Origin of the sequence: Pseudoxanthomonas sp. SGNA-20 (assembly GCF_003931635.1) — a bacterium.
Classification (GTDB): Bacteria; Pseudomonadota; Gammaproteobacteria; order Xanthomonadales; family Xanthomonadaceae; genus Pseudoxanthomonas.
Genome location: NZ_RRYK01000002.1, coordinates 272,947 through 295,801, shown reverse-complemented (window position 1 = coordinate 295,801; position 22,855 = coordinate 272,947). Strand labels below are relative to the sequence as shown.

The following is a 22,855-nucleotide window of genomic DNA, read 5'->3' as shown; positions in this document are numbered from 1 at the left end:
GGCCGCCCCGGCCGCTGAACGGAAACGACCGCCCCGCATGAGCTGGCTCAGCAAACTGATGCCCTCCGGCATCCGCACCGAAAGCGCCTCCACCCGCAAGCGCAGCGTCCCCGAGGGCCTGTGGGAGAAGTGCGACCGCTGCGGCGCCGCGCTCTACCGCCCGGAGCTGGAGGAGAACCTGGAGGTGTGCCCCAAGTGCGCCTTCCACATGCCCATCCGTGCCCGCGCGCGCCTGGCCTCGCTGTTCGACCCCGGTAGCACCACCGAGATCGCCCCCAACCTGGCGCCGACCGACGTGCTCAAGTTCCGCGACCAGAAGCGCTACGCCGACCGCATCAAGGCCACCCAGAAGGCCACCGGCGAGTACGACGCCCTGGTCGCCATGGAGGGCCGCCTCAAGGGCCGGCCGCTGGTGGCCAGCTCGTTCGACTTCGCCTACATGGGCGGCTCGATGGGCTCGGTGGTGGGCGAGAAGTTCACCCTGGCCGCCGAGCGCGCGCTGGAGATCGGCGCCCCGTTCGTCAACTTCTCCGCCTCCGGCGGCGCGCGCATGCAGGAAAGCCTGTTCTCGCTGATGCAGATGGCCAAGACCTCGGCGGCACTGGGCCGCCTGCGTGCGGCCGGCATCCCCTACATCTCGGTGCTGACCCATCCGACCACCGGCGGCGTGTCGGCCTCGTTCGCGATGCTGGGCGACCTCAACATCGCCGAGCCGGAGGCGCTGATCGGCTTCGCCGGCCCGCGCGTGATCGAGCAGACCGTGCGCGAGAAGCTGCCCGAGGGCTTCCAGCGCTCGGAGTTCCTGCTCGAGCACGGCGCCATCGACCAGATCTGCGACCGCCGCGAGCTGCGCGACCGCCTGGCCACCCTGCTGGCCATGCTGATGCGCCAGCCCAAGCCCGACGACGGGGCGCTGGACGCAGCATGAGCAGTTCCCGCCGCTATTTCGGGACCGACGGCATTCGCGGCCGGGTCGGGCAGGGGCCGATTTCCGCCGACTTCGTCCTGCGCCTGGGCAATGCCCTTGGCCGGGTGCTGGCCGCCGGCGGCCAGGCCCGCCCGACCGTGGTGATCGGCAAGGACACCCGTATCTCCGGCTACATGTTCGAGTCGGCCCTGGAGGCCGGCCTGGTCGCGGCCGGGGTCAACGTGCAGATGCTGGGGCCGATGCCGACCCCGGCGGTGGCGTTCCTGACCCGTACCCTGGGCGCGGACGCCGGCATCGTCATCAGCGCCTCGCACAACCCGCACTACGACAACGGCATCAAGTTCTTCTCCGCCGAGGGCGAGAAGCTGGACGACGCCACCGAGCTGGCGATCGAGGCCGCGCTGGACGCGCCGTTCGCCACGGTCGAGTCCGGGCAGCTGGGCAAGGTGGCGCGCGCGCGCGACGCGGTCGGCCGCTACATCGAGTTCTGCAAGGCCTCGGTGCCGCGCGGCTTCGACCTGCGCGGGCTGAAGGTGGTGCTCGACTGCGCCCACGGCGCCACGTACCACATCGCCCCGCTGATGTTCCGCGAGCTGGGCGCGGAGGTGACCGCCATCGGCGCCGCCCCGGACGGCATCAACATCAACGACGGCGTCGGCTCGATGCACATCGGCAACCTCGCGGCCAAGGTCGTGGAGGCCGGTGCCGACCTGGGCATCGCCTTCGACGGCGACGGCGACCGCGTGCTGATGGTCGACGCCGCCGGCCGCACGGTCGACGGCGACGGCCTGCTGTACGTGCTGGCGCGCGACTGGCAGGCCAGCGGCCGCCTGCGCGGCCCGGTGGTCGGCACGCTGATGACCAACTACGGCCTGGAGAAGGCGCTGGCGCAGGCCGGCATCCCGTTCCTGCGCGCCAAGGTCGGCGACCGCTACGTGCACCAGGCCCTGGTCGAGGGCGGCGGCGTGCTCGGCGGCGAGGCCTCCGGCCACCTGCTGTGCCTGGACCGCGCCACCACCGGCGACGCCATCGTCAGCGCGCTGCAGGTGCTCGACGCCCTGCGCCGCGCCGGCAAGCGCCTGGACCAGGCCCTGGAAGGCCTGTCGGTGGTGCCGCAGGCCACGGTCAACGTGCGCCTGGACGGCGCCAGGGCGGCCGACGTGGTCGCCGCGCCGGGCGTGCGCCAGGCGCTGGAGCAGGCCCAGGCGGCGGTGCAGGGCCGCGGCCGCGCCTTCCTGCGTCCCTCCGGCACCGAGCCGGTGGTGCGGGTCACGGTGGAAGCCGACGACGCCGCGCTGATGCAGGCCACCCTCGACACCCTTGCCTCGGCCGTGCGCCAGGCGGCCGGCTGAGCCGGCAGATCCCCAAGGCGCCGGCCGGGTGGCCGGCGCCGCACCACCCCGGAGTATTCCCCTTAATGTCCGCCCGTATCCCCACCTTCGACATCACCCGCTACGACACCGACCGCGAGGCCTTCGTCGCCGAGCTCGGTGCGGCCTACCGCGAGTGGGGCTTTGCCGGCATCAGCAACCACGGCATCCCGCCGGAACTGATCGACAACGCCTACGCCGCCTTCAAGAAGTTCTTCGCCCTCCCGGAGGAGGTGAAGAAGAAGTACCACGTGCCCGGCGGCGGCGGCGCGCGCGGCTACACCCCGTTCGGCGTGGAAACCGCCAAGGGCAGCCAGCACTACGACCTCAAGGAGTTCTGGCACATCGGCCGCGAGATCCCGGACGACTCCAAGTACCGCCAGTACATGCCGCCGAACCTGTGGCCGGAGGAGGTGCCGGAGTTCCGCGAGTACGGCTACGCCCTGTACCAGGCGCTGGATTCGCTGGGCTCGCGCGTGCTGAGCGCGCTGGCGCTGCACATCGGCCTGCCGGAGGACTTCTTCGCCGACAAGACCAACTTCGGCAACTCGATCCTGCGCCCGATCCACTACCCGCCGATCACCGCCGACGACATCCCCAACGTGCGCGCCGGCGCCCACGGCGACATCAACTTCATCACCCTGCTGGTCGGCGCCAGCGCCGCGGGCCTGGAAGTGCGCTCGCACGAGGGTGAGTGGGTGCCGTTCACCTCCGAGGGCGACACCATCGTGGTCAACATCGGCGACATGCTCGAGCGCCTGACCAACCACGTGTACCCGTCGACCATCCACCGCGTGGTCAACCCCCCGGGCGAGGAGGCGCGCAAGCCGCGCTACTCGGTGCCGTTCTTCCTGCACCCGAACCCGGATTTCCTGATCGACGTGCTGCCGTCCTGCGTGAGCGCGGACAACCCCAGCCGCTATCCGGAGCCGATCACCGCCCAGGGCTTCCTCGAGCAGCGCCTGCGCGAGATCAAGCTCAAGTAAGCACCACCTGGGTGGAAGCGCCCCCTGTCCAGCGTTGTCAGGGGGCGCTTTTCCGTACCGCAGGGTATTCTTCCGCGCCCCAACCGCTGATTCGGGAGCAGGCATGCGTCGCAGGATCGTCGCCGGCAACTGGAAGCTCTATGGAACGCGGGACTTCGCGACCTCGCTGGTGGCCGAGGTCGCCGCGCAGGCCCCGGTCCCGGGCGTGGAACTGGTGGTCATGCCGCCGATGCCCTACCTGGGCGACCTGATCGAGGACTTCGAGGGCTCGGCCCTGGTGTTCGGCGCCCAGGACGTGAGCCCCAACATGGAAGGCGCCTACACCGGCGAGGTCTCGGCGCGGATGGTGGCCGACGTGGGCGCCCGCTACGCGCTGTGCGGCCATTCCGAGCGCCGCCGCTACCACGCCGAGAGCAGCGAGCTGGTCGCGCGCAAGTTCCAGGCCTGCCTGCAGGCCGGGCTGGTGCCGGTGCTGTGCATGGGCGAGCACCTGGAGGACCGCGAGGCCGGCCGCGCCCAGGACGTCATCGCCGCCCAGCTGCAGCCTGTGCTGGACCTGGTCGGGGTGGGGGGCTTCGAATCGGCGGTGGTCGCCTACGAGCCGTGCTGGGCGATCGGCACCGGCCGCACCGCCAGCCCGGAGCAGGCCCAGGAGATGCACGCCTTCATCCGTCGCCAGATCGCCGCGCACGATGCTAGAATCGCCGATTCGCTGCCCATCCTGTACGGGGGCAGCGTGAAGCCCGACAACGCCGGCGCGCTGTGCGCGCAGCCGGACGTGGACGGCGGGCTGATCGGCGGCGCATCCCTGGTGGCCGCCGATTTCCTGGCCATTGCCCGGGCCGCTGCGGCGGCGCGGTAAGCGAGACCCTGACAATGCTGATGCTGATCCTCAACGTGGTGTACGTGCTGGTGGCGATCGCCATGATCGTGCTGATCCTGCTGCAGCGCGGCGCCGGCGCGGCCGCCGGCTCCGGCTTCGGCGCGGGCGCCTCCGGCACCGTGTTCGGCGCGCGCGGCGCGTCCAACTTCCTGTCCAAGAGCACCAAGTGGCTGGCCGTGGTGTTCTTCGGCATCAGCCTGTTCATGGCCTGGTACGCCACCCACAGCGCCCGCCCGGTGGTGCAGCAGGACCTGGGCGTGATGGGCCAGCTCGAGGTCCCGGCGGCGCCCGTCGCGGCCCCGGGCGAGCTGCCGGCCCCGCCGGCTGCTTCCGAGGTCCCGGCCGCCACGCCGGCGGCGGGCGAGGTCCCGGCCCCGGCGCAGGAAGAAAATGCCGCCGGAACGGCTACGCAGCCGCAGCAGTAACGCGTACAATGCGCCACCGCGCCAGGCGGCGCGGTGAAGGTTTCAGGCCCAGGTGGCGGAATTGGTAGACGCACTACCTTGAGGTGGTAGCGACGAGAGTCGTAGGGGTTCGAGTCCCCTCTTGGGCACCAACTACATGGTCCCGGCGCGTGCGCCGGGCGAAGACGGCCCGCTTCGGCGGGCTTCTTTGTTTCCGCGGGAAAGTTGCGGAGGCGGCGACAAACGTCCAAAGCGTTTACCCTTATCGCCGCGGACGCTACAATCCCGCTGCTATGCACAACCGCGCGGCCGGGGGCTCCCGTGCCGCGCGGCGCATTGGCAAGTTCCGCGGCCAGGCCGCGGCAGGACAGGCGAGGGGAGCCGCTGACGCGGCCGCCACCGCCCACCCAAGCCCGCTCCAGGGCAGAGGCAAGAGAGAACCACACGTGCTGGCCCAATACCTGCCGACCCTGCTGTTCCTGATCGTGGCCACCGGGATCGGCATCGCGCTGATCATCGTTGGCCGCGTGCTCGGACCGCGCCGTCCGGACGCCGAGAAGCTGTCGCCGTACGAGTGCGGCTTCGAGGCCTTCGAGGACGCGCGCATGAAGTTCGACGTGCGCTACTACCTCATCGCGATCCAGTTCATCGTCTTCGACCTGGAAATCATCTTCATCGTGCCGTGGACCCTCGTGTTCCAGGACCTGGGGCCGCGCGCGCTGGTCACCATGGCCCTGTTCGTGGGGATGCTCTTCCTCGGCTTCGTCTACGTCTGGAAGAAGGGAGCGCTCGAATGGGAGTGATCCAAACCATCGACCGCCTGATGACCAACCCGATGCCCGAGGGCCGGGTCGAGGACATCCTGCGGCCCGCCGGCGAGAACCCGCTGCTGGAGAAGGGCTACGTCACCACCAGCGTCGACGCCCTGGTCAACTGGGCCCGCACCGGCTCGATGTGGCCGATGACCTTCGGCCTGGCCTGCTGCGCGGTCGAGATGATGCACGCCGGCGCCGCGCGCCTGGACCTGGACCGTTACGGCGTGGTGTTCCGCCCGTCGCCGCGCCAGTCCGACGTGATGATCGTGGCCGGCACCCTGGTCAACAAGATGGCCCCGGCGCTGCGCAAGGTCTACGACCAGATGCCCGACCCGAAGTGGGTCATCTCCATGGGCAGCTGCGCCAACGGCGGCGGCTACTACCACTACTCCTACTCCGTGGTGCGCGGCTGCGACCGCATCGTGCCGGTGGATATCTACGTGCCCGGCTGCCCGCCGACCGCCGAGGCGCTGGTCTACGGCATCCTGCAGCTGCAGAAGAAGATCTGGCGCACCCAGACGGTGGCGGCGAACAAGAACAACACCATCGCCCGCTGACCCTCCTACCTGATCCACCGCGCGCCCCGGCGCGCACGAACGACGGAAACGCCAAGCCCCATGGCCGAGCCAGCTGCCACCTTCGCCCAGCGACTGCGCGACCGATTCCCCGGCGCCACGGTCACCGTGGCCGAGCCCCGTGGTGAAGTCACCCTCGAGGTTTCCGCCCAGGACCTGCTGGCCACCTGCCACGCCCTGCGCGACGAGTTCGGCTTCGAGCAGCTCACCGACCTGTGTGGCGTCGACTACATGGGCTACGGCAGCGACGAGTGGGATACCGAGGACGTGTCCTCCACCGGCTTCAGCCGCGGCGTCGAGGGCAAGGGCCCGGGCCGCTTCGGCTGGGGCGAGAAGCCCATGGAGCAGGGCCCGGCCGGCTCGCTGCCGGTGCTGGCGCCGGAGCGCCGCTTCGCCGCGGTCGCCCACCTGCTGTCCTACGCCAACAACTGCCGCCTGCGCGTGCGCTGCTTCGCCGAGGACGACTCGCTGCCGGTGGTGCCGTCGCTGACCCCGGTGTGGCGCGGCGCCAACTGGTTCGAGCGCGAGGCGTTCGACCTGTACGGCATCGTCTTCGAAGGCCATCCGGACCTGCGCCGGATCATGACGGACTACGGTTTCGTCGGCCATCCGTTCCGCAAGGACTTCCCGCTGATCGGCAACGTCGAGGTCCGCTACGACGAGCAGCGCAAGCGCGTGGTCTACGAGCCGGTGACCTCGGTCGAGCCGCGCGTCGGCGTGCCGCGCGTGATCCGCGACGACGCCCGCTACCAGACCGCCGCAGGCGAGGCCGCACAACGGGAGGCCGCCAAGTGAGCGCCCAGATGCTTACCGACAGCCACAGCCAGCCCGGCCAGGCGCCGGCCGGCGACTCCTCCGCGCTGCGGCAGGAGATCCGCAACTACACGATGAACTTCGGCCCGCAGCACCCGGCCGCGCACGGCGTGCTGCGCCTGATCCTGGAAATGGACGGCGAGACCATCGTCCGCGCCGACCCGCACGTGGGCCTGCTCCACCGCGGCACCGAGAAGCTGGCCGAGTCCAAGCCGTTCAACCAGTCGATCCCGTACATGGACCGGCTGGACTACGTGTCGATGATGTGCAACGAGCACGCCTACGTGCGCGCGATCGAGACCCTGCTGGGGATCGAGGCGCCCGAGCGCGCCCAGTACATCCGCACGATGTTCGACGAGATCACCCGCATCCTGAACCACCTGATGTGGGTCGGCTCCAACGCGCTGGACCTGGGCGCGATGGCGGTGTTCCTGTACGCGTTCCGCGAGCGCGAGGAGCTGATGGACGTCTACGAGGCGGTCAGCGGCGCGCGCATGCACGCGGCCTACTACCGTCCCGGCGGCGTCTACCGCGACCTGCCGGACCGGATGCCGAAGTACAAGGAGTCGCCCTGGCACAAGGGCGCCAAGCTCAAGCGCTTCAACGAGGCCCGCGAGGGTTCGCTCCTGGACTACCTCGAGCACTTCACCCGCGAGTTCCCCAAGCGCGTCGACGAGTACGAGACGCTGCTGACCGACAACCGCATCTGGAAGCAGCGTACCGTCGGCATCGGCGTGGTCACCCCGGAGCAGGCCTATGCCTGGGGCATGACCGGCGTGATGCTGCGCGGCTCGGGCATCGCCTGGGACCTGCGCAAGAAGCAGCCGTACGCCAAGTACGACGCGGTGGACTTCGACATCCCGGTGGGCGTCAACGGCGACTGCTACGACCGCTACCTGGTCCGCATCGCCGAGATGCGCCAGTCCAACCGCATCATCGCCCAGTGCGTGAAGTGGCTGAAGGAAAACCCGGGCCCGGTGATGGTCAGGAACTACAAGGTCGCCCCTCCCAAGCGGGAGGAGATGAAGGACGACATGGAAGCCCTGATCCACCACTTCAAGCTGTTCTCCGAGGGCTACTGCGTGCCGGCCGGCGAGACCTACGCCGCGGTCGAGGCGCCGAAGGGCGAGTTCGGCTGCTACCTGGTCTCCGACGGCGCCAACAAGCCGTTCCGCGTGCACCTGCGCGCCCCGGGCTTCGCGCACCTGTCGTCCATGGACGAGATCGTGCGCGGCCACATGCTGGCCGACGTCGTGGCCATGATCGGTACTTATGACCTTGTGTTTGGTGAGGTGGATCGATGAAGGCCACCGGTAATTTCGAGAACGCGCGCAACGTCGACCCGATGGTCGTGCTGAGCGACGCGACGCGCGCGCACATCGACCACTGGCTGACCAAGTTCCCGCCGGACCGCAAGCGGTCGGCGGTGCTGCAGGGCCTGCACGCGGCCCAGGAACAGAACGGGGGCTGGCTGAGCGACGAACTGATCGCCGCCGTCGCCAAGTACCTGGACATCCCGCCGGTGTGGGCCTACGAGGTCGCCACCTTCTACTCGATGTTCGAGACCCAGCCGGTGGGCCGCAACAACGTTGCGTTCTGCACCAACATCAGCTGCTGGCTCAACGGCGCGCAGGAGCTGGTCGAGCACGCCGAGAAGAAGCTGGGCTGCAAGCTGGGCGAATCCACCGCCGACGGCCGCGTCTACCTCAAGCGCGAGGAAGAGTGCGTGGCCGCGTGCTGCGGCGCCCCGGTGGTCGTGATCAACGGCCATTACCACGAGAAGCTCACCCCCGAGAAGGTGGACGAGCTGCTCGACGGACTGAAGTGAGGCCGGCGCAGATGGCACATCACCCGAAGATTTCCGAGGGCTACGGCCCGGTCGGCCCCGCGCCGAAGGAGCACCAGGCGGTCTACACGACGCTGCACTTCGACAAGCCCTGGTCGTACGAGAACTACCTCAAGACCGGCGGCTACCAGGCGCTGCGCAAGATCCTGACCGAGAAGATCCCGCCGGCCGACATCATCGAGATGGTCAAGCAGTCCGGCCTGCGCGGCCGCGGCGGCGCAGGCTTCCCGACCGGCCTGAAGTGGAGCTTCATGCCCAAGGGCGACATGCAGAAGTACATCCTCTGCAACTCGGACGAGTCCGAGCCGGGCACCTGCAAGGACCGCGACATCCTGCGCTTCAACCCGCACGCGGTGATCGAGGGCATGGCCATCGCCTGCTACGCGACCGGCGCGACCGTGGGCTACAACTACCTGCGCGGCGAGTTCCACCACGAGCCGTTCGAGCACCTTGAGGAAGCCCTGGCCGAGGCCTACAAGCACGGCTGGCTGGGCAAGGACATCCTCGGCTCGGGCGTGGACATCGACATCTACAACGCCCTCGGCGCCGGCGCCTACATCTGCGGCGAGGAAACCGCGCTGATGGAGTCGCTGGAGGGCAAGAAGGGCCAACCGCGCTTCAAGCCGCCGTTCCCGGCCAACTTCGGCCTGTACGGCAAGCCGACCACGATCAACAACACCGAGACCTACGCCTCGGTGCCGGCGATCATCCGCAACGGCCCGGAGTGGTTCATGGGCCTGGGCAAGCCGAACAACGGCGGCTGCAAGATCTTCTCGGTCTCCGGCCACGTCGCGCGCCCGGGCAACTACGAGATCCGCCTCGGCACCCCGTTCACCGAGCTGCTGGAGATGGCCGGCGGCATCCGCAACGGCAACCGCATCAAGGCGGTGATCCCGGGCGGCTCGTCGATGCCGGTGTTGCCGGGCGAGGTGATGATGGGCCTGACCATGGACTACGACTCGATCCAGAAGGCCGGTTCCGGCCTGGGTTCGGGCGCGGTCATCGTCATGGACCACACCACCTGCATGGTGCGCGCCTGCCAGCGCATCGCCCGCTTCTACTACAAGGAGAGCTGCGGCCAGTGCACGCCGTGCCGCGAGGGCACCGGCTGGATGTACCGCATGCTGACCCGCATCGCCAACCTGGAGGCGACGCTGGACGACCTGCACATGCTGCGCACCGCGGCGGGGCAGATCGAGGGCCACACCATCTGCGCGTTCGGCGAGGCCGCCGCGTGGCCGGTGCAGGGCTTCCTGCGCCACTTCTGGCATGAATTCGAATACGCGATCGTGAACAAGCGCTTCCTCGTCGACGACGAGCGCAGCGGCACGGTCGTCCGCTCCAACGTGGAGGTGGCCGCGTGAGTGCGCAGCCCGTCAACCCGAACCTTCCGCCGGACCACGTCACCGTCTTCATCGACGGCGTCGAGCTGGCCGCGCCCAAGGGGTCGATGATCATCCAGGTTGCCGACAAGGCCGGCATCCCGATCCCGCGTTTCTGCTACCACGACAAGCTGGCCATCGCCGCCAACTGCCGCATGTGCCTGGTCGACACCGAGGTCGGCGGCCGCGCCGCGCCGAAGCCGTCGCCGGCCTGCGCCACGCCGGTGATGGACGGCATGAAGGTCTTCACCCGCAACGAGAAGGCCCTCAAGTCGCAGCGCAACGTGCTGGAGTTCCTGCTGATCAACCACCCGCTGGACTGCCCGGTCTGCGACCAGGGCGGCGAGTGCGAGCTGCAGGACCTGTCGCTGGGCTATGGCCGCTCGGTCAGCCGTTTCGTCGAGCGCAAGCGCGTGGTGCCGGACGAGGACATCGGCCCGCTGGTCGCCACCGAGATGACCCGCTGCATCCAGTGCACCCGCTGCGTGCGCTTCACCGGCGAGATCGCCGGTACGTACGAGCTGGGCGGCATGTACCGCGGCGAGAACCTGCAGATCGGCACCTACGACGGCAAGCCGCTGACCACCGAGCTGTCCGGCAACGTCATCGACGTGTGCCCGGTCGGCGCGCTGACCAACAAGGTGTTCCAGTTCCGCGCCCGTCCGTGGGAGCTGATCGCCAAGGAGTCGCTGGGCTACCACGACGCGCTGGGCTCGAACCTGTTCCTGCACAGCCGCCGCGGCGAGGTGCTGCGCGCCGTGCCGCGCGAGAACGAGCTGGTCAACGAGTGCTGGCTGTCCGACCGCGACCGCTATTCGCACCAGGGCCTGAACGCCGCCGACCGCGCCACCGTGCCGCTGGTCAAGCAGGGCGGGGAGTGGAAGGAGGCGACCTGGGCCGAGGCCCTGTCCGCCGCCGCCGCGATCCTGCGCGAGAACAAGGGCGACGACCTGGGCGTGCTGGTGCACCCGGCGACCTCGAACGAGGAGGGCGGCCTGCTGGCCGCGCTGGCGGCCGGCCTGGGCACCGCCAACATCGACCACCGCATCGCCAACCGCGACTTCTCCGACGCCGCGGTCGCCGAGCCGTTCGCCCTGCCGGTCGCCGAGATCGAGCAGGCCGACGTGGTCGTCGTGGTCGGTTCCAACATCCGCCACGAGCTGCCGCTGCTGCACGCCCGCCTGCGCAAGGCGCAGACCAAGCGCGGTGCGCGCATCCACGTGGTCAACCCGGTCGACTTCGACTTCACCTTCGCCGCCGCCGGCAAGCACATCGTGCCGCCGTCGCGCATCGCCGAGGTGCTGGGCGGGGCCGAGCTGCGCGGCGCGCTGCAGGGCGCGACCCGCCCGGTGGTGATCGTCGGCGCCATCGCCGAGAACCACCCGCAGGCCGCCGCGATCCGCGCCGCCGCGCGCGACTTCGCCGCCGCCACCGGCGCGGCGCTGTGCCGCATCCCGCAGGGCGCCAACGCCGTGGGCCTGGCCCGCGCCGGCGTGCTGCCGGCCGCCCGCGACGTCGCCGGCATGTTCGCCGAGCCGCGCCGCGCCTACGTGCTGTACGGCATCGAGCCGGGCCTGGACTTCGCCGACACCGCCTCCGGGCTGAAGGCGCTGAACGCTGCAAAGGTCGTGGCCTTCAGCCACTTCGCCTGCGAATCCACCCGCGCGGTGGCCGACGTGATCCTGCCGATCGGCCTGCTGCCGGAGATCGAGGCCACGCTGACCAACCTCAACGGCGTCGAGCAGTCCGCGCACGCGGCCGGCCGCCTGCCGGGCCAGGCCCGCGAGGGCTGGCGCGTGCTGCGCGCGCTCGGCGGCGAGCTGGGGCTGGCCGGCTTCGAGTTCACCGACCTGGCCGGCGCACGCGCGATGCTGGAAGGCGGCCGCCAGGTGCAGGTGCGCGCCGGCTCGGCCGGCGCGGCGGGCGAGGGCGCCTTGGAGCTGGCCCTGGTCCCGGCGATCTACCGCACCGACGCGGTGGTGCGCCGCGCGGCCGCGCTGCAGGCGCATCCGCTCAACGTCGCCCCGCGCATCGTGCTCAACCCGGCGGACGCCGCCGGCATCGAGTCCGGCGCGGTGGTCAAGGTCAAGGGCGCGCATGGCACGGCCACCCTGCCGGCCGTGGTCGATGCGCGGGTGGCCGCGGGTGCGGCATGGATTGAAGGTGGCCACGGCGCCACCGCGCCGCTGGGCGCTGGCCGGGTCGAGGTGGTGAAGGCATGAACGAGCTGCTGATCAACGCGGTCGGTCCGCTGCGCGAGTGGTTCTACGGCCTGGGCGAACTGGGCCCGGCGCTGTGGATCGTGCTGAAGGTCCTGACCATCGCCATGCCGGTGATCATCGCCGTGGCGTTCTACGTGGTCTGGGAGCGCAAGCTAATCGGCTGGATGCACGTGCGCCACGGGCCCATGTACGTGGGCATGGGCATCTTCCAGGCGTTCGCGGACGTCTTCAAGCTGCTGTTCAAGGAGGTCATCCGTCCGGCCAACGCGCACAAGGTGATGTACGTCATCGCGCCGTTGATCGTACTGGCGCCGGCCTTCGCCGCCTGGGCGGTGGTGCCGTTCGACTACCAGCTGGTCCTGTCCAACGCCAACGCCGGCCTGCTGTACCTGCTGGCGATGACCTCGATGGGCGTGTACGGCATCATCATCGCCGGCTGGGCCTCCAACTCGAAGTACGCCTTCCTCGGCGCGATGCGCTCGGCCGCCCAGGTGGTCAGCTACGAGATCGCCATGGGCTTCGCCCTGGTGGGCGTGCTGATCGCCGCCGGCAGCCTCAACCTGACCGACATCGTCATGGCGCAGTCGGGCAACGCCGGCTTCTTCGAGTGGTTCTGGCTGCCGCTGCTGCCGCTGTTCGTCGTGTACTGGGTGTCCGGCGTGGCCGAGACCAACCGCGCGCCGTTCGACGTGGTCGAGGGCGAGTCGGAGATCGTGGCCGGCCACATGGTGGAGTACTCCGGTTCGGCGTTCGCGCTGTTCTTCCTGGCCGAGTACGCCAACATGATCCTGGTCAGCTTCCTGATCTCGATCTTCTTCCTCGGCGGCTGGCTGAGCCCGATCCAGGGCTGGGTCACGGCGGACGTTTCGCCGTGGATCGACTGGGTCTGGAAGGGCGGCTGGCCGTGGCTGCTGGCCAAGGTGGTGTTCTTCGCCAGCGCATACATCTGGTTCCGCGCCAGCTTCCCGCGCTACCGCTACGACCAGATCATGCGTCTGGGCTGGAAGGTCTTCATCCCGTTGACGATCTTCTGGATCGCGGTGACCGCTCTGCTGGTGTTCTTTGGCGTGTTCGAGAAGGGCGCCTGATCCGATGAACAAAGTCGTCCACTACTTCAAGAGCCTGCTGCTGCTGGAGCTGATCCAGGGCCTGGGGCTGACCCTGCGGTACCTGTTCCGTCCCAAGTACACGATGATGTACCCGATGGAGAAGTTCCCGCAGTCGCCGCGCTTCCGCGGCCTGCACGCGCTGCGCCGCTACCCGAACGGCGAGGAGCGCTGCATCGCCTGCAAGCTGTGCGAGGCGGTGTGCCCGGCGCTGGCCATCACCATCGACTCCGCGCGGCGCGAGGACGGCACCCGCCGCACCACGCGCTACGACATCGACCTGTTCAAGTGCATCTACTGCGGCTTCTGCGAGGAAAGCTGCCCGGTGGATTCGATCGTGGAGACGCACGTGATGGAATACCACTTCGAGAAGCGCGGCGAGAACATCGTCACCAAGCCGCAGCTGCTCGCCATCGGCGACCGCCTCGAGGCGGAGATCGCCGAGCGTCGCGCCGCCGACGCCGCCTACCGCTGAGGCCACGATGGACTGGATCAAGATCGCTTTCTATGCCTTCGCCGCCGTGGCCGTGGCCTCGGCCGGCGCCGTGATCAGCGTGCGCAACCCGGTCAACGCGGTGCTGTGCCTGATCCTCACCTTCTTCTCCGTGGCCTGCACCTGGCTGCTGGTCGGTGCCGAGTTCCTCGGCGTGGCCCTGATCCTGGTGTATGTCGGCGCGGTGATGGTGCTGTTCCTGTTCGTGGTGATGATGCTGGACATCGACGTCGCCGCGATCCGGGAGGGCTGGGTCCGGTTCCTGCCGGTCGGCCTGGTGGTCGCGGTGGTGATGCTGGTGCAGGTGCTGGCGCTGATCGGCGTCAAGGCCCGTTCGGCCAGCCCGTTCCCGGCGGACAACGCCGCGGCGCTGGCGGCCGAGACCTCCAACACCCGCTGGCTGGCCGAGACCCTGTTCACCGAGTACATCCTGCCGTTCGAGTTCGCCGCGGTGATCCTGACCGTGGCGGTGATCGCGGCGGTGATGATCACCCTGCGCAAGCGCACCGGCATCAAGACCCAGAACGCCTCCGAGCAGTCGCGGGTCCGGGCCGCCGACCGCCTGCGCATGGTGTCCATGCCGGCGGAGAAGCCGGCGCCGCTTGCACCCAAGGCCGAAGGGGAGGGCCAGGCATGATCACCCTCGGACACATGCTGGCGCTGGGCGCGGTGCTGTTCTGCATCAGCCTCGCGGGCATCTTCCTCAACCGCAAGAACATCATCGTCCTGCTGATGTCGATCGAGCTGATGCTGCTGTCGGTCAACATCAACTTCATCGCGTTCTCGCGCGAGCTGGGCGATGCGGCGGGGCAGCTCTTCGTGTTCTTCATCCTGACGGTCGCGGCCGCGGAAGCGGCGATCGGCCTGGCGATCCTGGTGGCGCTGTTCCGTACCCGCGGCACCATCAACGTCGGCGAGGTGGATTCGCTCAAGGGCTGATGCCCGCGGGCACGTCCCGGATGCGGTCGGGCCGCGAGGCTGGCCGCTCCCGGGGCGGAGAGGGACGCCGCGTCGCGGCGGGCAACACACGCAGGGCGCCGCCCCGGCGGCGCCCGACCCGGCCCAGGCCGGGCGGAATTGGAAGTGGCGGCATGCGCGGCCGGCGGCTCGATCCACCGGCATCACGGCACGAACGGCACGTACTGGAACTTAGACGGCAACCATGATCATCTCCAAAACCCACCTGCTGCTGATCGTCCTGGCCCCGTTGCTGGGCAGCATCATCGCGGGTCTGTTCGGGCGCCAGGTCGGCCGCAGGGGCGCGCAGTCGGCGACCATCCTGGGCGTGGCGGTCAGCTGCGCGCTCTCGTGCTGGGTCCTGTACCAGCTGGTCGCCGGCGGCGCCGCGCCGTTCAACGAGAACGTCTACACCTTCTTCGACGTCGGCGGCTACTCGGCCCACGTCGGCTTCATGGTCGACCGCCTGACCGCGATGATGATGGTGGTCGTCACCTTCGTCTCGCTGCTGGTGCACGTGTACACCATCGGCTACATGGCCGACGACCCCGGCTACCAGCGCTTCTTCAGCTACATCTCGCTGTTCACCTTCTCGATGCTCATGCTGGTCATGGGCAACAACTTCCTGCAGCTGTTCTTCGGCTGGGAAGCGGTGGGCCTGGTCTCGTACCTGCTGATCGGCTTCTGGTTCAAGCGCCCGAGCGCGGTGTTCGCCAACATGAAGGCGTTCATCGTCAACCGCGTCGGCGACTTCGGCTTCCTGCTGGGCATCGCCGCGATCCTGTGGTGGTTCGGCACCCTGGACTACGCCACCGTGTTCGCCCGCGCGCCGATGCTGCAGGGCATGGAAGTGCAGGTCATCGAGGGCCATTCCTGGGGCGTGGCCACCATCATCTGCGTGTGCCTGTTCATCGGCGCCATGGGCAAGTCGGCGCAGGTGCCGCTGCACGTGTGGCTGCCGGACTCGATGGAAGGCCCGACCCCGATCTCGGCCCTGATCCACGCCGCGACCATGGTGACCGCCGGCATCTTCATGGTGGCGCGCATGTCGCCGCTGTTCGAGCTGTCGCAGGCGACCCTGGACTTCGTCCTGTTCGTGGGCGCCACCACCGCGTTCTTCACCGGCCTGATCGGCATCGTGCAGAACGACATCAAGCGCGTGGTCGCGTACTCGACCCTGTCGCAGCTGGGCTACATGACCGTCGCCCTGGGCGTGTCGGCCTACTCGGCGGCGGTGTTCCACCTGATGACCCACGCCTTCTTCAAGGCGCTGCTGTTCCTGGCCGCCGGCTCGGTGATCATCGGCATGCACCACGAGCAGGACATGCGCAAGATGGGCGGCCTGCGCAAGTACATGCCCGTCACCTACTGGACCAGCGTGATCGGCACCCTGGCCCTGGTCGGCACCCCGTTCTTCTCGGGCTTCTACTCCAAGGACACCATCATCGAGGCCGCGGCGCACCACGCCCACGAGGCCGGCTCCTGGGTGGCCACCTACGGCTACTGGGCGGTGATCGGCGGCGTGGTCGTCACCAGCTTCTACAGCTTCCGCCTGCTGTTCCTGACCTTCCATGGCCCGGAGCGCTTCCGCGACGCCGTCGCCCACCACGACGAGCACGCCCATGGCGCGGCCGCGCACGCCGACGCCGAGGCCCAGGGCGGCCACGACGCGCGTGCCGACGGCCATGGCCACGACGACCACGGCCACCACGGCGCGCACGAGCCGCACGAGTCGCCGTGGGTGGTGACCGTGCCGCTGGTCCTGCTGGCGATCCCGTCGATCCTGATCGGCTTCTTCACCATCGGCCCGATGCTGTTCGGCACCGACTGGCGCGGCCACCACGCCGAGGCGCTGGTCCCGGGCCAGGCCGTGAACTTCTTCACCGGCGTGATCGACTTCCTGGATCCGGCGCGCGACACCGTCGCCGCGGTCGGCCGCGAGTACTGGCACGGCCCGGTGGCCTACGCGCTGCACGGCATGCTGATGCCGGCCTTCTGGCTGACCGTCGCCGGCTTCGTGCTCGCCGCGGTGCTGTACCTGTGGAAGCCGGACGTCCCGGGCCGCCTGCGCCGCTCGCTGCACCCGCTGGTGCGCGTGCTGGAGGAGAAGTACGGCTTCGACCACCTGTGGATCAAGGGCTTCGCCGGCGGCGGCCTGGCGCTGGGCCGCGTGTCGCGCTGGATCGACAGCAAGATCGTGGACGGCCTGTTCGTCAACGGCAGCGCCCGCGTGATCGGCCTGGCCGCCGCGCTGCTGCGCCGCACCCAGTCCGGTTACCTCTACCACTATGCCTTCGCCATGATCATCGGCCTCATCGCACTGCTGGCCGTGCTCATGCGTTACTGGCAATGAACTGACTGCACGGAAGAACACGACGTGGCGAACCACCTGTTGAGTGTCCTGATCTGGCTGCCGATCATCGGCGGTGCGCTGGTGCTGGCGCTGGGCGACCGGCCCGCGGCCGCACGCTGGTCCGCGCTGGGCGTGGCCCTGCTGACCCTGGTCCTGAGCGTGGGCCTGGTGACCGGGTTCGACTATGCCGCCCCCGGGCTGCAGTTCGTCGAGAGCCATGCCTGGATCCCGGCCTACGACATCCACTACAACCTGGGCGCCGACGGCATCGCCGTCGCCCTGATCCTGCTGACGACCATCGTCACCCCGCTGGCGCTGATCGGTGCCTGGGAGTCGATCCAGAAGCGGGTCAACCAGTACGTGGCCTCGTTCCTGATCCTGGAGGGCGTGACGGTCGGCATCTTCGCCGCCACCGACGCGATCCTGTTCTACGTGTTCTTCGAGGCCATGCTGATCCCGATGTTCCTGATCATCGGCGTCTGGGGTGGTCCGCGCCGCATCTACGCGGCGATGAAGTTCTTCCTGTACACCTTCCTCGGCTCGGTGCTGATGCTGGTGGCGCTGATCTACCTGTACATCAAGGGCGGCAGCTTCCAGCTGGCCGACCTGTACGCGCTGCCGCTGAGCGCGAAGGAGCAGACCTGGATCTTCTTCGCCTTCGCCATCGCCTTCGCGGTGAAGGTGCCGATGTTCCCGGTGCACACCTGGCTGCCGGACGCGCACGTGGAGGCGCCGACCGCCGGTTCGGTGATCCTGGCCGCGATCGCGCTGAAGATCGGCGGCTACGGTTTCCTGCGCTTCAACCTGCCGATCACCCCGGACGCCGGCCACGAGTGGGCCTGGCTGATCATCGCCCTGTCGCTGATCGCGGTGATCTACGTCGGCCTGGTCGCCCTGGTCCAGGACGACATGAAGAAGCTGGTGGCGTATTCCTCCGTGGCGCACATGGGCTTCGTCACCCTGGGCAGCTTCATCGCCTTCACCCTGGTGCGCGACTTCGGCTCGGTCGACGCCGCCCGCCTGGGCCTGCAGGGCGCGATGATGCAGATGATCTCGCACGGCTTCGTCTCCGGCGCGATGTTCTCCTGCATCGGCGTGCTGTACGACCGCATGCACACCCGCCGCATCGCCGACTACGGCGGCGTGGCCAACGTGATGCCGTGGTTCGCCACCTTCGCCATGCTGTTCTTCATGGCCAACGCGGGCCTGCCGGGCACCAGCGGCTTCGTCGGCGAGTTCATGGTGGTGCTGGCCAGCTTCCAGAAGCACCCGGTGGTGGCGCTGCTGGCGGCCACGACCCTGATCACCGCGGCCGCCTACACCCTGTGGCTGTACCGCCGCGTGTTCTTCGGCGAGGTCGCCAATGCGCACGTGGCCGAGCTGAAGGACATCAACGCACGCGAAGTGCTGGTGCTGGGCGTGTTCGCCGCCGGCACCCTGCTGTTCGGCCTGTGGCCCAAGCCGCTGACCGACCTGATGGAACCGTCGATCGCGCACCTGGCGACCCAGATCGCCACCAGCAAGCTGTAAGGATTCTTCGAAGATGACCACGTCCCTCGCGATGCCGTCCGCCGCCGAGCTGGTGCCGTTGCTGCCCGAGCTGGTGCTGATCGGCGGTGCCTTCGCCCTGTTGATCGTCGACCTGTTCATCAACGCGCGCCACAAGGTGTGGACGCACTTCCTGTCGGTGCTGGTGCTGGCCGTGGTGCTGGCGATGCTGGCCACCGGCGTGGGCGGGCAGGGCGAAGTGATGTCCGGCATGTTCGTGCGCGACACCGCCGCCGACGTCATGAAGCTCGCCATCGTGCTGATGAGCGGCCTGACCCTGGTCTACGGCTGGAGCTACCTGCGCGAGCGCAACCTGTACCAGGGCGAGCTGCCGGTGCTGGTGCTGTTCGCCACCGCCGGCATGATGATGCTGGTCTCGGCCGGCAGCCTGGTGGTCGTCTACCTGGGCCTGGAGCTGCTGGCGCTGAGCTCGTACGCCCTGGTCGCCGCCGACCGCGACAACGGCCGCGCCACCGAGGCGGCGATGAAGTACATCGTGCTCGGCTCGCTGGCCTCCGGCCTGCTGCTGTACGGCATGTCGCTGGTCTACGGCGCCACCGGCACCCTGCACCTGGACGCCATCCGCGCCTCGATCGAGGGCAGCGACGAGCGCACGCTGCTGCTGACCGGCACCGCGTTCATGGTCGCCGGCGTGGCCTTCAAGCTGGGCGCCGCCCCGTTCCACATGTGGCTGCCGGACGTCTACCAGGGCGCCACCGCCCCGGTCGCGCTGTTCGTCAGCACCGCGCCCAAGCTGGCCGCCTTCGGCATGGCCTGGCGCCTGCTGGAGATGGGCGTGGGCCCGCTGGCGCCGGAATGGAAGTGGCTGCTGGCCGGCCTGTCGGCGGTGTCGCTGGTGGTCGGCAACCTGATGGCGCTGGCCCAGACCAACATCAAGCGCATGCTGGCCTATTCGACGGTCTCGCACATCGGCTACCTGCTGATGGGCCTGGCCGGCGGCGACCAGGTCGGCTACACCGCGGCGCTGTTCTACACCATCGGCTACGCGATCATGTCGGCCGCGGCCTTCGGCGTGATCATCGCGCTGTCGCGCAAGGGCTTCGAGGCGGACAACATCGACGACTTCAAGGGCCTGGCCGCGCGCAGCCCGTGGATGGCGCTGCTGATGCTGCTGGTGATGGCCTCGCTGGCCGGCGTGCCGCCGCTGCTGGGCTTCTGGACCAAGCTGGCCGTGCTGCGCGCGGCGCTGGAGGGCGGCATGCTGTGGCTGGCCATCCTCGGCGTGGTCGCGGCGGTGGTCGGCGCGTACTACTACCTGCGCGTGATCAAGGTCATGTTCTTCGACGAGCCGGCCGGCGCCCCGCTGGCGGCGCACAACGACCGCGTGCTTGGCGTGGTGCTGGGCGTCAACGCGGTGGGCCTGTTCGCCCTCGGCCTGGCCTGGGATCCGATCATGGTGTGGTGCCAGCGCGCCTTCATGTGAGGACGCGCCGCTCCGCGCGGAACACGCAAAAGCCCCCGGTTTTCCGGGGGCTTTTGCGTTGCAGGGCAGGCGGGCGCGATGCCGCGCCGCGTCTTCCAGGTGCGCGGACTGGCCATTCGCGCGGCTCGTTCATGTATAATCTCCGCGTTCCGGGCCGGCCGCGCGGCCGGCTCCGGTGAGCAGGCCGCCGGCACGGGGCAGGCTCCGGAAGATGCGGCAAGGGCCTTGCATCAAGGCGCGATAGCCGGCATAATTCCGCTTCTGATGCGGGGTGGAGCAGTCTGGCAGCTCGTCGGGCTCATAACCCGAAGGTCGCAGGTTCAAATCCTGCCCCCGCTACCATGTTTCGAGGTTGTGCGGTGTTCCTGGGTTTCCAGGGCTGCGGGATCCTCAAGACTGGGCTTGCAACGGCGCATGTTCCCGCCGTTGCGCCGATTCCAGCACCATCGGATGAGAAGCCCGACAGGGCTCTCGAGCACAAGAGGCCCGCAAGGGCCTCTTGTCGTTTATGCGGCCGGCAGGCCGTGCCCCGCCACACCGCGTTGGAGTTGCCGCCGAAGATGAGCGAAAAGACCAGCGAAATCGTCCAGTTGCTCGCCCCGACCGTGGAGTCGCTCGGGCTGGAGCTGCTGGGCGTCGAATACCTCCCGGCACCGGGCGGCGCGACCCTGCGCCTGTACATCGACGTGCCGGCCGCCGACGGCGGCGAGCCGGAGCGCACCGTCACCATCGACGACTGCGAGGCGGTCAGCCGCGAGGTGTCCGCGCAGCTGGACGTGGCCGACCCGATCTCCGGCAACTACACCCTCGAGGTGTCCTCGCCGGGCATGGACCGGCCGCTGTTCACCGCCGCGCATTTCGCCCGTTTCGCCGGCCAGCAGGCCAAGGTCGGGCTGAAGCTGCCGCAGGAAGGCCGCCGCAGGCTGCAAGGCACGATCCTGAGGGTGGAAAATGGCCAGGTGGCCTTCGCCCTGGACGGCGCGGAGTTCGTGGTGGAGCTGGACAACATCGACAAGGCCCGCCTGGTGCCCGACTGGGAGGCGCTGGGCCTGGCGCCAGGCAAGAAGCCCGGCAAGGGCGGCAATTCGGGCAAGCATTCCAACAAGCCGGCGGCCGGCAAGCCGCACGCGGAGTAAACAGATGAGCAAGGAACTTCTGCTGGTAGTTGACGCGGTCGCCAACGAAAAGGGCGTGCCGCGCGAAGTGATCTTCGAGGCGCTCGAGGCGGCCCTGGCTTCGGCCGCCAAGAAGCGCTACGTCGACCAGGACGTGCTGACCCGCGTTTCGATCGACCGCAAGGACGGCAGCTACGAGACCTTCCGCCGCTGGGAAGTGGTGGCCGACGACGTGGTGATGGAGTCGCCGGACCGGCAGATCCGCCTGATGGACGCGGTCGACGAGGCCGACGGCGTCGAGGTCGGCGACTACATCGAGGAGCAGATCGAGAACCCCGAGTTCGGCCGCATCGCCGCGCAGGCCGCCAAGCAGGTGATCGTGCAGCGCGTGCGCGAGGCCGAGCGCCAGCAGGTCGTGGACGCCTGGAAGGACCGCGTCGGCGAGCTGGTGACCGGCGTGGTCAAGCGCGTGGAGCGCGGCAACGTCTACGTCGACCTGGGCGGCAACGCCGAGGGCTTCATCCCGAAGGACAAGGGCATCCCGCGCGACGTGCTGCGCGCCGGCGACCGCGTCCGCGGCTACCTGTACGAGGTCCGCAGCGAGCCCCGCGGCCCGCAGCTGTTCATCAGCCGCGCCGCGCCGGAGTTCATGATCGAGCTGTTCAAGCTCGAGGTGCCGGAAGTCGGCCAGGGCCTGGTCGAGATCAAGGCCTGCGCCCGCGACCCGGGCGACCGCGCCAAGATCGCGGTGATCGCCCACGACAACCGCACCGATCCGATCGGCGCGTGCATCGGCATGCGCGGCTCGCGCGTGCAGGCCGTGTCCAACGAGCTCAACGGCGAGCGCGTGGACATCGTGCTGTGGAACGAGAACCCGGCCAACTTCGTCATCAACGCGATGGCGCCGGCCGAGGTGCAGTCGATCATCGTCGACGAAGAGAAGCACTCGATGGACCTGGCCGTGGCCGAGGACCGCCTGGCCCAGGCCATCGGCAAGGGTGGCCAGAACGTGCGCCTGGCCAGCCGCCTCACCGGCTGGCAGCTCAACGTGATGACCGCCGAGCAGGTGCAGGCCAAGAGCGAGGCCGAGCAGGCCGTGGCCCGCCAGCTGTTCATGGACAAGCTGGAGGTCGACGAGGAGATCGCCGGCATCCTGGTGGCCGAGGGCTTCAGCACGGTCGAGGAGATCGCCTACGTCCCGGTCGGCGAGCTGCTGGCGGTGGAGGGCTTCGACGAGGACATCGTCGAGGAACTGCGCGCCCGCGCCCGCGACGCCCTGCTCAACGAAGCCCTGGCGGTGGAGGAGCAGGAGGCCGGGGACGCCCCGGCCGAGGACCTGCTGGCGCTGGAGGGCATGGACGAGGACACCGCCTTCGCCCTGGCCGCCCATGGCGTGCGCACCGCCGAGGACCTGTCCGACCTGGCCGCCGACGAGGTGGTCGAGTTCGGCATCGAGGGCCTGGACGAGGAGCGCGCCGCGGCGTTGATCCTGGCGGCCCGCGCCGAGGAGATCGCCCGCCTGGAGCGTGGCGCATGAGCATGTCGCTGGCACGGCCGGGACGCCCCACCGGCGCCCCCGCCAGGCACCCGGAGCATGGCGCATGAGCCGGCGATG

At 69.2% G+C, this 22,855-nt stretch carries 21 protein-coding genes and 2 tRNA genes; all 23 read left to right on the top strand.

The features are described from left to right. Window positions 1-37 precede the first annotated feature (37 nt). The 23 genes from accD to nusA all read left to right on the top strand — a co-directional run bounded on the left by accD (window position 38) and on the right by nusA (window position 22,777). Complete coding sequence (gene accD / locus EIM48_RS06650) at window positions 38-928, top strand: acetyl-CoA carboxylase, carboxyltransferase subunit beta (protein ID WP_026010403.1); 891 nt, start codon at window positions 38-40, stop codon at window positions 926-928. Then, window positions 925-2,280, top strand: a complete 1,356-nt coding sequence (glmM, locus tag EIM48_RS06645) for a phosphoglucosamine mutase (RefSeq protein WP_019398073.1) — start codon at window positions 925-927, stop codon at window positions 2,278-2,280. The genes accD and glmM overlap by 4 nt, the downstream gene beginning before the upstream one ends. 65 nt (window positions 2,281-2,345) lie before the next feature. Next, a complete protein-coding gene (locus EIM48_RS06640; RefSeq protein ID WP_019398072.1) occupies window positions 2,346-3,284 on the top strand; it encodes a 2-oxoglutarate and iron-dependent oxygenase domain-containing protein in 939 nt (312 codons plus the stop codon). 103 nt (window positions 3,285-3,387) lie between these two features. Next, window positions 3,388-4,146 carry a triose-phosphate isomerase gene (tpiA, locus tag EIM48_RS06635; RefSeq protein ID WP_019398071.1) on the top strand — a complete coding sequence of 253 codons (759 nt, stop codon included), beginning with the start codon at window positions 3,388-3,390 and terminating at the stop codon, window positions 4,144-4,146. 14 nt (window positions 4,147-4,160) lie between these two features. Continuing rightward, a complete protein-coding gene (secG, locus tag EIM48_RS06630) occupies window positions 4,161-4,592 on the top strand; it encodes a preprotein translocase subunit SecG (protein ID WP_037034456.1) in 432 nt (143 codons plus the stop codon). Window positions 4,593-4,638: 46 nt separating this feature from the next. Next, window positions 4,639-4,723 (top strand) — tRNA-Leu (locus tag EIM48_RS06625). 294 nt (window positions 4,724-5,017) lie between these two features. Then, window positions 5,018-5,374 (top strand): NADH-quinone oxidoreductase subunit A, encoded by a 357-nt coding sequence (locus tag EIM48_RS06620; protein ID WP_019398069.1) that lies wholly within the window; start codon window positions 5,018-5,020, stop codon window positions 5,372-5,374. Then, the gene (locus EIM48_RS06615) at window positions 5,365-5,943 is read left to right on the top strand and encodes an NADH-quinone oxidoreductase subunit B (RefSeq protein WP_026010402.1); all 579 of its coding nucleotides are present in this window, start codon (window positions 5,365-5,367) and stop codon (window positions 5,941-5,943) included. Before EIM48_RS06620 ends, EIM48_RS06615 begins: the two co-directional genes overlap by 10 nt. A 60-nt stretch (window positions 5,944-6,003) precedes the next feature. Then, a complete protein-coding gene (locus EIM48_RS06610; RefSeq protein ID WP_028914714.1) occupies window positions 6,004-6,756 on the top strand; it encodes an NADH-quinone oxidoreductase subunit C in 753 nt (250 codons plus the stop codon). Window positions 6,757-6,764: 8 nt separating this feature from the next. Continuing rightward, on the top strand, window positions 6,765-8,078 hold the full coding sequence (locus tag EIM48_RS06605; protein ID WP_050992146.1) for an NADH-quinone oxidoreductase subunit D: 1,314 nt from the start codon (window positions 6,765-6,767) through the stop codon (window positions 8,076-8,078). Then, the gene (gene nuoE, locus EIM48_RS06600) at window positions 8,075-8,602 is read left to right on the top strand and encodes an NADH-quinone oxidoreductase subunit NuoE (RefSeq protein WP_019398065.1); all 528 of its coding nucleotides are present in this window, start codon (window positions 8,075-8,077) and stop codon (window positions 8,600-8,602) included. The genes EIM48_RS06605 and nuoE overlap by 4 nt, the downstream gene beginning before the upstream one ends. 11 nt (window positions 8,603-8,613) lie before the next feature. Next, on the top strand, window positions 8,614-9,984 hold the full coding sequence (nuoF, locus tag EIM48_RS06595; RefSeq protein WP_125111332.1) for an NADH-quinone oxidoreductase subunit NuoF: 1,371 nt from the start codon (window positions 8,614-8,616) through the stop codon (window positions 9,982-9,984). After that, window positions 9,981-12,224, top strand: coding sequence for an NADH-quinone oxidoreductase subunit NuoG (gene nuoG, locus EIM48_RS06590; RefSeq protein ID WP_028914713.1), 2,244 nt, complete (start codon window positions 9,981-9,983; stop codon window positions 12,222-12,224). The genes nuoF and nuoG overlap by 4 nt, the downstream gene beginning before the upstream one ends. Continuing rightward, entirely contained in the window at window positions 12,221-13,312 is a 1,092-nt protein-coding gene (nuoH, locus tag EIM48_RS06585; RefSeq protein ID WP_019398062.1) for an NADH-quinone oxidoreductase subunit NuoH, read from the top strand. Before nuoG ends, nuoH begins: the two co-directional genes overlap by 4 nt. A gap of 4 nt (window positions 13,313-13,316) precedes the next feature. Continuing rightward, window positions 13,317-13,805: an NADH-quinone oxidoreductase subunit NuoI gene (gene nuoI, locus EIM48_RS06580; RefSeq protein WP_028914712.1), complete on the top strand. Its 489-nt coding sequence runs from the start codon at window positions 13,317-13,319 to the stop codon at window positions 13,803-13,805. Window positions 13,806-13,812: 7 nt separating this feature from the next. Continuing rightward, window positions 13,813-14,460 carry an NADH-quinone oxidoreductase subunit J gene (locus EIM48_RS06575; protein WP_019398060.1) on the top strand — a complete coding sequence of 216 codons (648 nt, stop codon included), beginning with the start codon at window positions 13,813-13,815 and terminating at the stop codon, window positions 14,458-14,460. Beyond that, a complete protein-coding gene (gene nuoK / locus EIM48_RS06570) occupies window positions 14,457-14,762 on the top strand; it encodes an NADH-quinone oxidoreductase subunit NuoK (RefSeq protein WP_019398059.1) in 306 nt (101 codons plus the stop codon). Before EIM48_RS06575 ends, nuoK begins: the two co-directional genes overlap by 4 nt. Before the next feature lie 223 nt (window positions 14,763-14,985). Then, window positions 14,986-17,133, top strand: a complete 2,148-nt coding sequence (gene nuoL, locus EIM48_RS06565) for an NADH-quinone oxidoreductase subunit L (RefSeq protein WP_019398058.1) — start codon at window positions 14,986-14,988, stop codon at window positions 17,131-17,133. 24 nt (window positions 17,134-17,157) lie between these two features. Continuing rightward, window positions 17,158-18,663 carry an NADH-quinone oxidoreductase subunit M gene (locus tag EIM48_RS06560; protein ID WP_019398057.1) on the top strand — a complete coding sequence of 502 codons (1,506 nt, stop codon included), beginning with the start codon at window positions 17,158-17,160 and terminating at the stop codon, window positions 18,661-18,663. Window positions 18,664-18,676: 13 nt separating this feature from the next. After that, window positions 18,677-20,125 (top strand): NADH-quinone oxidoreductase subunit NuoN, encoded by a 1,449-nt coding sequence (gene nuoN / locus EIM48_RS06555; RefSeq protein WP_125111331.1) that lies wholly within the window; start codon window positions 18,677-18,679, stop codon window positions 20,123-20,125. Between the two features lie 265 nt (window positions 20,126-20,390). After that, window positions 20,391-20,467, top strand: a tRNA-Met gene (locus tag EIM48_RS06550). A gap of 218 nt (window positions 20,468-20,685) precedes the next feature. Further along, window positions 20,686-21,261: a ribosome maturation factor RimP gene (gene rimP / locus EIM48_RS06545; protein WP_158675197.1), complete on the top strand. Its 576-nt coding sequence runs from the start codon at window positions 20,686-20,688 to the stop codon at window positions 21,259-21,261. A gap of 4 nt (window positions 21,262-21,265) precedes the next feature. Continuing rightward, entirely contained in the window at window positions 21,266-22,777 is a 1,512-nt protein-coding gene (gene nusA, locus EIM48_RS06540; protein WP_019398054.1) for a transcription termination factor NusA, read from the top strand. Window positions 22,778-22,855: the final 78 nt, after the last annotated feature.